We start from the raw sequence: 13,779 nt of genomic DNA, 5'->3' as shown, positions 1-13,779 counted from the left end.
GATCGTCACGCGCGACCTGCGCGATGCGAACAGCCAGTCATGCTAGCAACCCGTCGACTCCGGCCGCTGTGAACAGCGCGGGTGTGCGCGGCCCGCGAACGGTCCGCGCACACCCGGGTTCGGTCTGCCGTACTGAGCGATCGTCAGGCGATCGCGACCGCCGGCTCGGACTCCGACGCCGCTGCCGGAGCGTGCTCGGTGGACGGGTCGTCGATGCCGATCACGCCGTAGTCCCAGCCCTTGCGGCGGTAGACCACGCTCGGCCGGTGCGTCTCCGCGTCGACGAACAGGTAGAAGTCGTGCCCGACGAGCTCCATGAAGTACAGGGCGTCGTCGACCGTCATGGGACCGGCTTCGAAGACCTTGTGCCGGATCACGACGGGGCTGTAGACCTCGTTCTCGTCGTCCTCGGCGTTCGCGTCGACCACCGGGACGGCACCCGTCGCGACGTCCTCGATGAGCTTGCCGTCGGCCGGGACGACACCCATGCGCTCGAACGCGGTGCCGGACGCCTCGGACACGGAGGTCGGACGGTGGCGGCCTCGGTGCACCTTGCGGCGGTCGCGTGCTCGACGGAGTCGTTCCATGATCCGGGCGAAGGCCAGATCGAAGGCGGCGTACTTGTCCGACGCGGCGGACTCCGCCCGTACGAGGGGGCCGGGGCCGATCAATGTCAGCTCGACGCGGTCCTCGCCCTGGGAACCGCCCGATTTCTCGTTGTGGCGGCTGATGCGCACCTCGAAGGCGAGGGCGCGGTCGGCGAGCACGTCGATCTTCTCGGACTTCTGTTCGACGTAGGTGCGGAATCGGTCGGTGACCCCGATGTTCCGGCCCGTGATCGTCACGTCCATGTGGCGGCTCCCATCCAGACTCAGCGCGTCGCCTCCATCCGGCGATCCTGAACGCCTTGTCGCGAGGCTAGACCCGGTGGCGCTCCGGCGTCACACGATGTCGGTGAGTCGCCAGGACACCCACCGGACGCACAGTGGCCACCGAGCGTTCACCGATGCGCGAAGAGCTCCGGGCGGGCGCTCCTCAGTCGTCGACGCTCGCGACGGCGACGCACCGCACGACCCGACCACCGGCGGCACGCACGGCGCGGACGGCCTCGGCCATCGTGACGCCGGTGGTGACGACGTCGTCCACCACGACGACGGCTCGACCGGCGACGCCCGTCACCGAGAGGGTGCCGACCGTCGCGGCCACCCGTTCCACCGCGCTGCGTTCCTTCTGCCCACCGCGCACTGCGCCGTCGCCGACGCCGACACCTGCACCGGCACCGACGCCGACGCCGACGCCGACACCGGCACCGGCACCGGCACCTGCACCGACGCCGGCGCGGCGCCGCACCAGCCCTCCTGCCCGCACCCGCGACATCGCCCGCGACCGCTGCACTCCCCCGCGCGCCGCCAGCAGCACGACGGGGTCGAACCCCCGCCGCCGAGCACCCTGCCGCGACGGCGGCACCCGCAGCAGTACGGCCCCGGGACCGGCGTCGGCGAGCGCCGCCCGCACGAGCGCACCGAACCGGGCGCCGAGGGGCCGAGCGAGGTCCACGCGTCCGCGCAGCTTGAGCTCGAGGAGCATCGTCCGCACGAGTCCCGTGTACTCGAACGCCGCGTCCAGCCGGACCCCGGCGACGAGACGCACCCGGCGGGGCATCGCGTCGAGCGCGTGTCGACACGCGGCGCAGAGTGCCCGGTCGGGCCGGCCGCACCCGACGCAGTCCACCGGCAGGAAGAGCCCGAGCACCGCGACGGCCGCGTCGAGCCACGGCCGCAGCCTGTCCCGTGTCCTCATGACGACGATCCTGACCGCCACCCACCACCGGGCGCAGGCCGATCCGTGGGGCTGGGGACGCGCCTCCTGGACCGCCGCCCTGTGGAGGAGTGACCTCAGCGCTGCACGCCGAGCACGTCCGCACTGATCCCGGTCGTGACCCAGCCACCGCCGGTCGACTGCAGGACCGACCCGTCGGACATCCGCAGGAGCATCGAACCGCCGCTCCCGCCGACGATCTCGGTCGCCCGCCCGTCGGGCTTCGGCAGGGTGCTCGACTGCCCACCGATCGTGGAGCGGACGACGTCCGGGCCGGAGGACGTCTGCCCGACCGAGGCGACGTCGGAGTCGCTGATCCAGGCGGCGCCGACGGCGTTGCCCGTGGCGGCCTGCACGCGCACCGGGGAGCCGAGCGCGGTCGGTGTGCGGTCGGCGCCGCGGACGATGGCCATCACGTACAGGCTCGGTCCGTCGTTCGTCTGGATCAGCGCGAGGGCCCTGGTCGAGTCGCGCGAGACCTGGAACGACACGAGGTCGCCGGCCGGGAGCGTCGTGTTCACCGCGTGCGGATCGCCGCCGAGGCCGTAGGCCGTGACCCGGCGGGTGTTCTTCTCGGACGCGACCCAGACGAAGCCGAGGTCGTCGATGGACGGCGGGACCAGGCCGTCGGTCGCGTCGATGCGCAGGTGCGAGCGTCCGCGCACGACCGTCACGCCGTCGCCGTTCCCGACCACCGCAGCGGTACCGGACGCGGACAACGCGAACGAGGACGGCCCGAGGTCGCCGATCTCCGCGCCCATGCCGTTGCCGAGCGGTGCGATCTTCCCGCCGCCGAGGGCCGAGTAGCCCACGGTGCCGTCCTGGTCGACGAGCGGGCGGGCATCGACGTCGGGGTTCTGCTGCGCGTCGGACCCGCTGCCGTCGGGGACGGCGAAGGTCGTGCCCTCGGCCGTGATGTCGACGGAGGACACCGTGGCGACCGAGGCGAGCGACTTGCTCAGCTGCTCGCGCATCCGGATCCGGTCCTGACTGCTGGCGCGCAGGGCGTCGCTGGACAGGTCGACGAGGGCGGTCCCGCTCTGGATCGTGACGGCGTTCAGGGAGAGCTGTGTGCCCTCGGGGAAGGCGGTGACCACGGCCCCCTTGAGCCAGCTCGCGGGTCCGGCGAGCAGCGCGCTCGCGATGCGGGTGCTCGTCGACGACCGGGCGAGGAACCAGCGCTCGTCGGGCACGAGGAACTTGTACGTCGGGTCGTAGAAGTAGAGCGCGTGCTGCTGGAACACCGACTCGAAGTTCACCGGCGACAGGATGATGCCGTCGGGGGCGTAGGCGATGCGCCACTCGCCGTCCTCGCGGGTGAACTGGAACGTCAGCGTGGACGAGGTCGGTCGGACCGCCTGCGTGTACTCGCCGTCGGCGTCCACCGAGGCGCTGGCGGTGAGGGTGTAGGTCAGCTCGCGTTCGCCGACGCGCTCGATCGCCGGGTTGCCGGGCTGGATCGTCACCGAGCGCCGGGGGTTCCACTTCGTCGAGAAGTTCGAGGCGAGGAACTCCCGGGCCACGGCGTAGTCGTCCGCCGCACCGGTGCCGGCCGCGATGAAGCCGCGGAGGATCGTCGTCTGGTCGGCGCCGGGCACGGGCTTGCCGGGCCGGTAGTCGACGCCGGACACCGACTGGTCCTTGATCACGCCGCCGGAGCGCACCGCGCCGTCGGTGGGGATCGCGGCGCAGGCGGACACGGCGACGATCGTCACCGCGGCGAGCGCCGTGGCGACCAGGGTGCGGAAGCGGGTGCGCATCAGTAGTCCTCCCTGACGGCGCGGGGGCCGTCGTACGACTCGTCGAGGTCCGGCAGTGGGATCGCCGAGGTCGTCACGGTGACGCGGTCGTTGCGCGGCAGCGTGAGCACGAAGGTGGAGCCCTCGCCGGGGCGGGACCACACGTCGATGCGGCCGCCGTGCAGGTTCGCGTCGCCGAGCGAGATCGCGAGTCCGAGGCCGGTCCCGCCGATCGTCCGCTTGCGGCTCGGATCGGCGCGCCAGAACCGGTCGAACACGCGGGCGGCGTCCTCCGGCGGCATGCCGACGCCCTGGTCGCGGACGGCGATCGCGACCGAGCGGGCGTCGCTGTCGACGACGACCTGCACGGGCTTCGCGTCGCCGTGCTCGATCGCGTTGCCGACGAGGTTGCGGAGCACGCGGCGGATGCGCTTCGCGTCGAGCTGCATGGTGGTGTGCCCGCCGGGTGTGGCGAGCTGCAGGTCGATGCCGGCGCGTTCGGCGAGCGGCCGGAACTCGTCGACGATGTCGGTCGCCAGGGCTGCGGGGATGACGGGCTCGGGATCGAGGTGCACCGCCTGCGCGTCGAACCGCGAGATCTCGAGGAGGTCGGCGAGCAGGAGCTCGAACCGCTCCACCTGGGCGTGCAGGAGCTCGGCGGACCGACCGACCGACGGCTCGAAGGCGTGACGGGAGTCGAACAGCATGTCGCCGGCGAGCCGGATGGTCGTCAGCGGGGTCCGGAGCTCGTGGGAGACGTCGGAGACGAACCGCTGCTGCACGCGGGAGAGCTCGGCGAGCTGGGTGATCTGCCGGCTCACCGCGTCGGCCATGCCGTTGAAGCTGCGGGCGAGGGTGGCGATGTCGTCGTTGCCCCGCACCGGGATGCGTTCGTCGAGCCGGCCGGCGGCGATCTTCCGGCTCGTCTCGGCCGCACCCCGGATCGGCACGACCACGAGCCGGACGACGAGCGAGGTCACGAGGGCGATGAGCACCATGAGCGCGACACCGCCGATCGAGAGCGTCTGCGAGACGAAGTCGAGGGTCTGCTGGGCGTCCGACAGGTCGTAGACGAGGTACAGCTCGTACTGACCGGCACTCGGGATCTGCAGGGTCGACCCGACGGCGAGGCCGGGCTGGTGGCGGCCGTCGTCGTCGAGGCGCACGGGCTGCAGGCTGAGCGTGCCGGTGTTCTTGCCGACCTGCTTCCGGAGGGCGTCGGTGATCACGGCGTCCGGGAAGCCCTGGCTCGCGACGTTCTGCACCGTCTGCGGCCCGGGCTGGTCGGGACTCCGCTCGATGGCGATGCTCGTGCCGCCGGGGCTCGTGGTGTTCGACAGGATCGCCTGCTGCGCCTCGCTCTGCAGGGTCTCGAGCTCGCTCTGGTTGTTGTCCTCGCCCGCGGTGGCCGCGTCGAAGATGCCCTGCGCCACGATCGTCGCGCGTGCCGACTCGGCCTCGATCTGGTCGCGGCGCTGCGAGTAGACGTTGTTCGAGATGCTGATCATGACGGCCGTGCCGATGATCGCGACCGCGAGGCCGGTGGTCATCACCGTGATCGCGACCGACCGGAACATCAGGGAGCGGCGCCACAGGTACGCCGCGGCGCGCCAGCCGCGCCGGACCCACCGTCGAAGGCGACGGCCGGCACGGGCGAGCCTGCCCTGCACGGCGACGCCGCCGGTCGACGCTGCGGACGGCACGGTGCTCAGGCTCCTCCGGCCCGGTACCCGACGCCGCGCACCGTGGTGACGATCTTCGGGTTGTCGGGGTCGTGCTCGATCTTCGCGCGGAGGCGCTGCACGTGGACGTTCACCAGGCGGGTGTCCGCCTTGTAGTGGTAGCCCCAGACCTGTTCGAGCAGCATCTCGCGGGTGAACACCTGGTTCGGCTTCTCGGACAGCGCCCGCAGGAGGTCGAACTCGAGCGGGGTCAGCGCGATGACGGCGTCGCCGCGACGGACCTCGTGCCCGGCGACGTCGACGGTGAGGTCGCCGACGTGCAGCACCGTCGCGTCGGCGGCCGTCGGACGGAGCCGGGTACGGATGCGGGCGACGAGCTCCTTCGGGTTGAAGGGCTTCACGACGTAGTCGTCGGCGCCGTTCTCGAGCCCGGCGACGACGTCGGAGGTGTCGCCCTTGGCGGTGAGCATGATGATCGGCGTGCCGCTCTCGGCGCGGATGCGCTTGCAGACCTCGATGCCGTCGATGCCCGGGAGCATCACGTCGAGCAGCACCAGGTCGGGCTTCGTCCCGTGGAACGCGTCGATGGCGTCGTTGCCGTCGGCGCTGAACTCGGGTTCGTAGCCCTCGGAGCGGAGGACGATGCCGATCATCTCGGCGAGGGCCTGGTCGTCGTCGACGACGAGGATGCGCGGTGTCATGTGATGGGGACTCCGTGTGACGTGCAGCGGTACCCGGTCGGCACCTGACCACTCACGATAGCCGAGGCCCCGTGCGACGGCGTTTTCCGACAGGATGGGTGTCGACCGCGCCTTCCGCGTGCTCGGTCGGGACCACGAGGGGGCGGCGATGTCCGATTGGCAGGTACCGGGGGCGCCCGGCGGTCCGCAGGACGGTCGGGGGAACGGCCCAGGAGGCGCGGCGCGGCCCCCGGGGCAGCAGCCGTCCGCCCCGTGGCCGGGCCGGTCCGGTGGACCGTCCGCCGGTGGACCGTACGGCAGCGGGCCTTCCGCCGGTGGGCCGGGTCGGCCGCCGGGGCCGCCGCCGGCCGGGTCGCGGCCGGTCATCCCGCTGCGACCGCTCGGGCTCGGTGACGTCCTGAGCGGCGCCTTCACCGTGTTCCGCCGCAACGCGCGGGTGCTCCTGCTCTGGAGCGTGCTCCTCAGCGGGGTCCTCGGGCTGCTCTCCACCATCGCGAGTGCGTTCGGCCAGCGTGCGATCCAGTCCCGCATGCTCTCGGCGGTCGACGGCGACGTGAACGGCCAGACGTCGATCCTCGCCGGATCGGTGACGCTCTGGCTGGTGCTGTCGATCGGGCTCCCGTTCCTCGCCTACCTCGGGCGCGGCTTCCTCGTCGCCCCGGTCGCCGCGGACACCGGACAACGCATCCTCGGACGGCGCGCCACCTTCCGCGGGCTCTGGGCGCTCCTCGCCGGACGACGCTGGTCGGTGGTCGCCTGGATCCTCCTGCAGCTCGCAGCCGGTGCCGTCCTCGGGATCGTCTTCGTGCTCGTGCTGGTCGGCGCCGCCGCCGGGCTCTCCGGCAGCGGGTCCGGCATCGGCGGCTTCCTGCTCGCCCTCTTCGTGCTCGGCCTCGGTTTCACGGTCGTGCTCGTCTGGCTCGGGACGAAGTTCGCGTTCACCGTGCCGACCATCGCGCTCGAGGGACGCCCCGTCTTCCAGGCCGCGGCGCAGTCGTGGCGGCTCACCCGCGGAGCGTTCTGGCGCACCTTCGGCATCATCCTGCTCGTGCAGGTCATGTTCGGCCTCGCGGTGTCGATCGCCTCGGTCCCGCTCACGATCGGTGCGACGCTCGTCGGCGGCACGTTCGACCCCCTCGGGCAGACCGATGCGGGGTCGGGAGCCGGGGTCGGCGGGCTCGTGGCGATCGTCGTGGGGAGCCTGCTCGGGATCGCGGTGCAGTGCATCACCGACGTGCTGTCCGCGTCCGTCGTGACCTTCCTGGCGATCGACCGCCGCATCCGGACCGAGGCGCTCGACCAGCGGATCGCGTCGCACCTCGAGACCGGGCAGCCGGGAGACCCGTTCGCGCCGTCGCCGCGGGTGGACCGGCCAGCGTGGCCGGGGCAGGGGTGGCCGGGCGCCGGTCCGGGACCGCAGCAGCCGTGGCCGGGGCGGCCCGGGGCCGGTCCGGGTCCGCAGCAGCCGTGGCCTGGCCAGCAGTGGCCGGGGCAGCCGGGAGCGGGCGGCCAGCAGCCGGGCGGCCCGACGCCGCCGCAGTGGGGCGGCGAACCCGGACGGTACCCGCCGGACGGCCGCGCATGACGATCGACCCCGACGACGCACGACGGCTCCTCGAACGCGAGCTCGAGCGGTCGGAGTACGACGGTGCCCACGTGACGTGGTGGGACCGTGCCTCGCGCGCGGTCCTCGACTGGCTCGGCTCGCTCCGCGCGGACGGCCTCGGCTCCCCCGCGGTCGCGCACACCCTGCTCTGGACGGCCGTCGTCGTGCTCGTCGCGGTGGTCGTCCTCGTGGTCGTCGCCCGCGGACTCCCCCGGCGTCGCGCTCGGCTCGCGGACGGGCAGGTCGGCGGGGTGTTCGACGACGACGACCTGCGTCCCGCCGGTGCCATCGCCGAGGACGCCCGGGCGGCCCTGCGCGCGGGTGACTGGTCCCGCGCCGTGCTCGACGGGTACCGTGCCCTCGCCCGTGGGCTCGGGGAGCGCGACCTCGTCCCCGACGTCCCCGGTGCCACCGCGCGTGCCATCGCCGGCCGGGCGGCTGTGGTCTTCCCGGCCGAGGCCGCGCGGCTCGAGGGCGCCGCGGCCACCTTCGACGAGGTGCGGTACCTCGGCGCCGACGCGACCGAGCGGAGCGCCCGCGACGTCCTGGACACCGAGCACGCCGTCCGGACGGCACGCCCCGCACGGACGACGACCCCGGCGGTCCCCGCGTGACCGCGACCGCCACCCCGTCCGCACCGTCGGGAGCAGCCTCGACCTCGACCGCGCCGCGCCGCGCGGGCCGTGGGCTCCGCGTCGGCTTCTGGGTCGCCATCGTCCTGGTCGGCACGGTGCTCGCCGTGCTCACGGCCGTCGTCGGGCGGACCGGTCCCGGGCAGGCGCCGCTCGACCCGACCTCCGCGACGTCGAGCGGCGCGAAGGCACTCGTGCGGGTGCTCGAGCAGCAGGGCACCGACGTCCGGATCGTCGACCGCGCCGACCGGATCGGGGACGGCACCGTGTTCGTCGACGACGAGCAGGGCGTCCTCGACCGAGGCGTCGCGCGGCGGATCGCTCGGCAGGCGGACCACGTCGTCCTCGTGTCGACGGCCCCCGCGACGCTCGAGGCGTTCGGGCTCGACGTCGAGCCGGTCACGCAGGTCGGCGGGGACGACACCGTGTCCACCGCCTCGTGCGCGATCCCGGCCGCTGCCGGGGCCGAGCGTGTGACCCTCGGCGGCACCGGGTACGCCGTGCCGGACGGCGGCCGGGCCCCCAGCGGCACCGACCTCTGCGCACCGTCCGGCTCGGGCGGCGACCGGGCCTACGGCCTCGTCCGGACGGCGACCCCGGCCGGTGACGTCACGCTCGTCGGGACCACGGCGGCGTTCCGGAACGACACGATCACCACCGCCGGCAACGCCGCCCTCGCCCTCGGCCTGCTCGGCGACGACGCGACGCTCACCTGGTACACGCCGACCCCCGGCACGGCGGACGCGGCACCGACCCTCGGGTCGCTCGCACCGCCGTGGGTACCGAGCGCACTCGTGCTGCTCGGACTCGTCGCCGTCGCCGCCGCGGTCTGGCGCGGCCGCCGGCTGGGCCCGCTCGTGGTCGAGCGGATGCCGGTCGTCGTCCGTGCCGCCGAGACCACCGAGGGCCGTGCCCGGCTCGCCGCACGCACCGGCGACCGGACCCACGCGCTCGACACGCTCCGGATCGCGGCCCTCCGTCGCACGGCACGCCGGCTCGGGCTCCCCCGGTCAGCTCACGTCGACGAGGTCGTCCGGGCCGCGGCACGCGCCACCGGGATCCCCGACCGGCGCGTCGGGGCGGTCCTCGTCGGCGGCCCGGCCACCGACGACCGGGCCCTCACCGCCGGGGCAGCGGCGCTCGACGACCTCGAGCGCGCCGTCCTCGCCGCGACCACCGGCGCCCAGCAGACCGACCGAGACCACCGAGGAGCACGACCGTGACCGATCCGTCCACCACCCACACCCCGCAGGCGACCCCCGCTGGTGATCCGTTGCGCGACGTGTTCGGACGGCTGCGCGCCGAGGTCGGCAAGGCCGTCGTCGGGCAGGAGGGCGCCGTCTCCGGGATGATCGTCGGCATCCTCGCGCAGGGGCACGTCCTGCTCGAGGGCGTCCCCGGCGTGGCGAAGACCCTGCTGGTCCGGAGCCTCGCCGCCGCGATGTCGCTCGACACGAAGCGGATCCAGTTCACGCCGGACCTGATGCCCGGCGACGTCACCGGCTCGCTCGTGTACGACGCCTCGACGGGCACCTTCCCGTTCCGCGAGGGACCGGTGTTCACGAACGTGCTCCTCGCCGACGAGGTGAACCGGACGCCGCCGAAGACCCAGTCCGCACTCCTCGAGGCCATGGAGGAACGCCAGGTCAGCGTCGACGGCGACGCCCGGGTGCTGCCCGACCCCTTCTTCGTCGCGGCGACGATGAACCCGATCGAGTTCGAGGGCACGTACACGCTCCCGGAGGCCCAGCTCGACCGCTTCCTCATGAAGCTCACGCTCGACGTCCCGCCGCGGGACGTCGAGTGGCAGGTGCTCCGTCGGCACGCGGACGGCTTCGTGCCGCGGGACGTCCGGTCTGCCGGGATCGCGCCGGTCCTCGGGGTCGACGAGGTCCTCGCCGCACAGCGCGCGGTCCGCGGGGTCGGGGCGCGGGACGACGTCCTCGCGTACATCGTCGACCTCGCCCGCGCCACCCGGCAGGCGCCGTCCGTCCGGGTCGGGGTCAGCCCGCGCGGTGCGACCGCCCTGCTCGCCGCCGCGAAGGCCTGGGCCTGGCTCACCGGCTACGACGCGATCACGCCGGACCACGTCCAGGCCATGCTCCTGCCGGTGTGGCGGCACCGGCTCCGGGTGGCCGCCGACGCCGAGCTCGAGGGCGTCGGTGCCGACGGGGTGCTGCAGCAGGTGCTCGAGCAGGTCCGGGTGCCGATCTAGTGGCGATCTCCGGCCGGTTCGTCGCGCTCCTCGCCGTCGCGATCGTGCCCACCGTGTTGCTCGGCACGGGATGGGCTGGTGCGGCCTGGGCGGGCGTGGTCGTGCTGGCCGCCCTGCTCGACGTGCTGCTCGCCGCCGACCTCACCGCCGTGCGCGTCGAGCGGCGGATGCCCCGGCTCGCCCGCCGAGACACCACCGCCGACGGCACCCTCGTGCTCGCCAACGACGGCCGCCGGACGCTCCGCGGTGTGGTGCGCGACATGTGGGAGCCGTCCGCCGGGCAAGCTCCGCGCCGCATCGACCTGCAGGTCCCCGCCGGGGAGCGACGGACCGCGCGCATGCGGTTCGCCCCGTTCCGTCGCGGCCGCCGGGCCTCCGCGGGCGTCGCCGTGCGTGCGTTCGGGCCGCTCGGGCTCGCCGCACGCCAACGCGTCCTCGTGGCGCCCGCCGAGCTGGTCGTCACGCCACCGTTCCGGTCGCGTCGGCACCTGCCCTCACGGCTCGCGCGGCTGCGGGAACTCGACGGCGAGACCACCCTCCAACTGCGGGGCCACGGCACCGAGTTCGACTCGCTGCGGGACTACGTGCGCGGCGACGACGTCCGGTCGATCGACTGGCGTGCGACCGCCCGCCGCCAGGACCTCGTCGTGCGCACCTGGCGTCCGGAGCGGGACCGTCGGGTGATCGTCGTCGTCGACGCCGGGCGTGCCGGTGCCGGACGGGTCGACGACGAACCGCGGCTCGACACGTTCATCGAGTCCGCGCTGCTCCTCGGCGCACTCGCGGCGGCCGCGGGCGACCGGGTGGACCTCGCCGTGCTGGACGACGCCGTCCGGGGTCGCGTGCACGGTGCCACGCGCACCGACGTCGTGCAGCGGTTCGGGGAGACGCTCGCGCTCGCGGAACCCGGGATCGCGGCCACCGACTGGTCGGCGGTGCCCGGGCTCGTCGACTCGATCACCACCTCCAGGGCCCTCGTGGTGCTCGTGTCGAGCCTCGACTCGGTCGGCGCGTCGGGTGACCTCCTCGCCGTGCTCCCCCGCCTGACGCGGCGGCACGCGGTCGTCGTCACCAGCGTGACGGACCCGGCCGTCGAGCGGATGGCGAGCGGGGCGGTGGACCCGGCGGTCTCGGGACCGGGGCGGCGGGGCGGACGTGCGCCGTCCCTCCAGGGCCGTGGCGAGCGCGACGTGTACCGACGCGCTGCCGCCGAACGCACGCTCCTCGATGCCGACGGCGTGGCGGACGTGGCGCGCCGCGCCGGGGCCGAGGTCGTCCGGGCCGCACCCGAGCAGGTGCCGCCCCTCGTCGCGGACGCGTACATCCGCGCGAAGGCGACCGGACGGCTCTAGGCGTCGGTCAGTCGGCGACGAGGGCGGACGTGCCGCGCTCGAACTCCTCGAGGTCGCCGCGCTGCCCCGCGCGGTACGCGCGACCGCCGAGGACCCACTGGTACCAGAGCACGGCCGCGAGGGCGACGGTGCCGATCCCGATCTTGACGGGCCACGGCCAGTCCTGCCGGGTCACCGTGCCCTCGACGAGACCGGACAGCAGGAGCGTCAGGGCGAGGCCGACCGCGATCGTGATGAGGGCTCGGCCGTCCTCGGCGAGGGCCTGCCCGCGGGTGCGGGCCCCGGGGGCGACCCACGACCAGAAGATCATCAGGCCCGCGGCCGCCGCGAGGAAGATCGAGTACAGCTCGAGCTGCCCGTGCGGGGCGATGTAGAGGAAGAAGTCGCCGAGGCGGCCCTGGTCGTGCAGGATGGCCGCCGAGACACCGAGGCTCATCGCGTTCTGGCCGATCGAGAACGGCACGAAGAGTCCGGTGATCCCGAAGGCGACCATGGTGGCGGCGATGTACGCGTTGTTCGTCCACACCTGTGCCGTGAAGGCACCGAGACCGTGGTCGGAGTAGTACGCCTGGAAGTCCCGGGTCGCGTACTGCCGGAGGGCCTCGGGGGTGCCGAACGTGTCGACGGCGCCCGGGGTGGTCGTGATCCAGACCGCCGTGATCGCGGCGATCGCCGCCGTGGCGGCCGCCACCCAGATCGCGACCCAGCGGATCCGGTACAGGGCGGCGGGGAGCTGCAGGACGAAGAAGGACGTCAGCGCCGCGAGCGGGTCGACGGGGGTGCCGGTGAACCGGAGTCGGGCGCGGAACAGTGTCAGCGAGAGCCGGTCGCCGACCGCGGTGCGCGGGGCGGCGCCGCGGATCCGCGCGAGGTCGGTCGCTGCCGCCTGGTAGCCGGAGACGAGGCGGTCGACGTCGGCACCGGAGGCGTGGCGGGTGCGGGCGAGCCGGTCGAGTTCCTGCCACCGGTCGCGGTGCACCTCGGTGTAGGCGTCCAGGTCCACAGCGTCTCCCCCGCTCGTTCCGGTGTTCGCGCGTCCGTGCCGTCCGGGCGGCGGGCGTGCGTCTCCGACAGAATGATCCCATGCCGAAGACCCGCGTGCCGCGTGACCTCGCCGACGGTCGGTTCGTCGTCGCGCTCGACGACACCCACGACGAGCTCGTCGTCGGCGAGGCCGTCGCACTCGACGTGCAGCCCGCTGGCATCGCGTTGCGGCTCGCGGCGGCGCTCCTCGACGGTGTCTGCCTGCTCGCGCTGTACGTGATGCTCATGATCGGCCTGTCGCGGGTCTGGCCGAGCGACCTCGACGAGGCCTGGGCAGCGGCGCTCAGCATCGGCGTGCTCGTCGTCGTGCTCGTGCTCGTCCCGGCGGCGCTCGAGACCGTCACCCGGGGCAAGAGCGTCGGCCGGTACGCGACCGGCACCCGGGTCGTCCGGCTCGACGGCGGGGCGATCGGGTTCCGGCACGCGTTCACCCGTGCCCTCGTCGGGTTGTTCGAGCTGTGGATGACGTTCGGCTCCGTGGCGCTGCTCGTGGCGTTGTTCGGGTCCCGACCGCGGCGGCTCGGGGACCTGCTCGCCGGGACGTTCGTGCAGCACGAGCGGGCGGCGAAGCAGCGGTCCCCCGAGGTCCTCATGCCCGCGGAGCTCGTGGCCTGGGCCGGGGTCGCGGACGTGTCGGCGCTGCCGCAGCGGCTCGAGAACCGGCTCGGGGCGTTCTTCCGCGGTGCTGCCGACCTCCGTCCCGAGCTCCGGGAGGCGGCGGCACGGTCCCTCGCGGCAGCGGTCGCCGAGTACGCGCACCCGGTGCCGGCGGTCCACCCCGAGGTGTTCCTCGCCGGGGTGGTCGTGCTGCGGCGGGAGCGGGACCTGCGCGCGTTGCGGGGTCGGGCGGCGGTGCTCGACCGGGCGTCGGCGGTGGCGACGGCGCGGCCGCCGGGGTTCCCGCGCTGACGGGCTGCGCCGCGCGGCGGCGGGCGTCGCGGCGGCGCGGCTCGCGTCCGGCTTTCGAACCAGGTTTCCGACGTCGAACCA

At 73.9% G+C, this 13,779-nt stretch carries 12 protein-coding genes; 6 read left to right on the top strand and 6 right to left on the bottom strand.

Features of this window, described 5'->3' with window-relative positions:
* Positions 1-143 precede the first annotated feature (143 nt).
* The 5 genes from raiA to mtrA all read right to left on the bottom strand — a co-directional run bounded on the left by raiA (position 144) and on the right by mtrA (position 5,940).
* Positions 144-851 carry a ribosome-associated translation inhibitor RaiA gene (raiA, locus tag BIV03_RS05220; RefSeq protein WP_070418505.1) on the bottom strand — a complete coding sequence of 236 codons (708 nt, stop codon included), beginning with the start codon at positions 849-851 and terminating at the stop codon, positions 144-146.
* Between the two features lie 184 nt (positions 852-1,035).
* Positions 1,036-1,800, bottom strand: a complete 765-nt coding sequence (locus BIV03_RS05215) for a ComF family protein (protein WP_139201870.1) — start codon at positions 1,798-1,800, stop codon at positions 1,036-1,038.
* 95 nt (positions 1,801-1,895) lie between these two features.
* On the bottom strand, positions 1,896-3,578 hold the full coding sequence (locus BIV03_RS05210) for an LpqB family beta-propeller domain-containing protein (protein ID WP_071294916.1): 1,683 nt from the start codon (positions 3,576-3,578) through the stop codon (positions 1,896-1,898).
* Positions 3,578-5,260, bottom strand: coding sequence for an MtrAB system histidine kinase MtrB (mtrB, locus tag BIV03_RS05205; RefSeq protein WP_254790739.1), 1,683 nt, complete (start codon positions 5,258-5,260; stop codon positions 3,578-3,580). The genes BIV03_RS05210 and mtrB overlap by 1 nt, the downstream gene beginning before the upstream one ends.
* 5 nt (positions 5,261-5,265) lie before the next feature.
* On the bottom strand, positions 5,266-5,940 hold the full coding sequence (gene mtrA, locus BIV03_RS05200) for an MtrAB system response regulator MtrA (RefSeq protein ID WP_070418502.1): 675 nt from the start codon (positions 5,938-5,940) through the stop codon (positions 5,266-5,268).
* Between the two features lie 148 nt (positions 5,941-6,088).
* Between mtrA and BIV03_RS05195 the strand changes: the two genes are divergently transcribed.
* From BIV03_RS05195 to BIV03_RS05175, 5 genes are read left to right on the top strand one after another with little or no spacing between them, the layout of a single operon-like run.
* Positions 6,089-7,525, top strand: a complete 1,437-nt coding sequence (locus BIV03_RS05195; RefSeq protein ID WP_175475723.1) for a glycerophosphoryl diester phosphodiesterase membrane domain-containing protein — start codon at positions 6,089-6,091, stop codon at positions 7,523-7,525.
* Positions 7,522-8,160, top strand: coding sequence for a DUF4129 domain-containing protein (locus BIV03_RS05190; protein ID WP_071294914.1), 639 nt, complete (start codon positions 7,522-7,524; stop codon positions 8,158-8,160). The genes BIV03_RS05195 and BIV03_RS05190 overlap by 4 nt, the downstream gene beginning before the upstream one ends.
* Positions 8,157-9,401 carry a DUF4350 domain-containing protein gene (locus BIV03_RS05185; protein WP_071294913.1) on the top strand — a complete coding sequence of 415 codons (1,245 nt, stop codon included), beginning with the start codon at positions 8,157-8,159 and terminating at the stop codon, positions 9,399-9,401. The genes BIV03_RS05190 and BIV03_RS05185 overlap by 4 nt, the downstream gene beginning before the upstream one ends.
* Before the next feature lie 50 nt (positions 9,402-9,451).
* Entirely contained in the window at positions 9,452-10,393 is a 942-nt protein-coding gene (locus tag BIV03_RS05180) for a MoxR family ATPase (RefSeq protein ID WP_070419518.1), read from the top strand.
* Positions 10,393-11,745 (top strand): DUF58 domain-containing protein, encoded by a 1,353-nt coding sequence (locus BIV03_RS05175; protein ID WP_071294912.1) that lies wholly within the window; start codon positions 10,393-10,395, stop codon positions 11,743-11,745. The genes BIV03_RS05180 and BIV03_RS05175 overlap by 1 nt, the downstream gene beginning before the upstream one ends.
* Positions 11,746-11,752: 7 nt before the next feature.
* Here the strand turns inward: BIV03_RS05175 and BIV03_RS05170 are convergent, their stop codons facing one another.
* Positions 11,753-12,748 carry a stage II sporulation protein M gene (locus BIV03_RS05170; RefSeq protein WP_071294911.1) on the bottom strand — a complete coding sequence of 332 codons (996 nt, stop codon included), beginning with the start codon at positions 12,746-12,748 and terminating at the stop codon, positions 11,753-11,755.
* 80 nt (positions 12,749-12,828) lie between these two features.
* On the opposite strand from BIV03_RS05170, the gene BIV03_RS05165 reads away from it, so the two are divergent.
* Positions 12,829-13,698 (top strand): RDD family protein, encoded by an 870-nt coding sequence (locus BIV03_RS05165; RefSeq protein ID WP_071294910.1) that lies wholly within the window; start codon positions 12,829-12,831, stop codon positions 13,696-13,698.
* The last annotated feature ends 81 nt before the right edge of the window (positions 13,699-13,779 follow it).

This window comes from Curtobacterium sp. MCBA15_016 (genome assembly GCF_001865105.1).
In the GTDB taxonomy this organism is placed as follows: domain Bacteria; phylum Actinomycetota; class Actinomycetes; order Actinomycetales; family Microbacteriaceae; genus Curtobacterium.
The sequence above is the reverse complement of the archived record's forward strand: the minus strand, read 5'-3'. Positions and strand labels throughout refer to the sequence as shown.

What these genes read in the sequence shown, in the direction of transcription:
- BIV03_RS05215 (WP_139201870.1), bottom strand. Translation starts at nt 1,800, where the DNA reads ATGAGGACACGGGACAGGCTGCGGCCGTGGCTCGACGCGGCCGTCGCG.
- mtrA (WP_070418502.1), bottom strand. Translation starts at nt 5,940, where the DNA reads ATGACACCGCGCATCCTCGTCGTCGACGACGACCAGGCCCTCGCCGAG.
- BIV03_RS05190 (WP_071294914.1), top strand. Translation starts at nt 7,522, where the DNA reads ATGACGATCGACCCCGACGACGCACGACGGCTCCTCGAACGCGAGCTC.
- BIV03_RS05210 (WP_071294916.1), bottom strand. Translation starts at nt 3,578, where the DNA reads ATGCGCACCCGCTTCCGCACCCTGGTCGCCACGGCGCTCGCCGCGGTG.
- raiA (WP_070418505.1), bottom strand. Translation starts at nt 851, where the DNA reads ATGGACGTGACGATCACGGGCCGGAACATCGGGGTCACCGACCGATTC.
- BIV03_RS05195 (WP_175475723.1), top strand. Translation starts at nt 6,089, where the DNA reads ATGTCCGATTGGCAGGTACCGGGGGCGCCCGGCGGTCCGCAGGACGGT.
- BIV03_RS05165 (WP_071294910.1), top strand. Translation starts at nt 12,829, where the DNA reads ATGCCGAAGACCCGCGTGCCGCGTGACCTCGCCGACGGTCGGTTCGTC.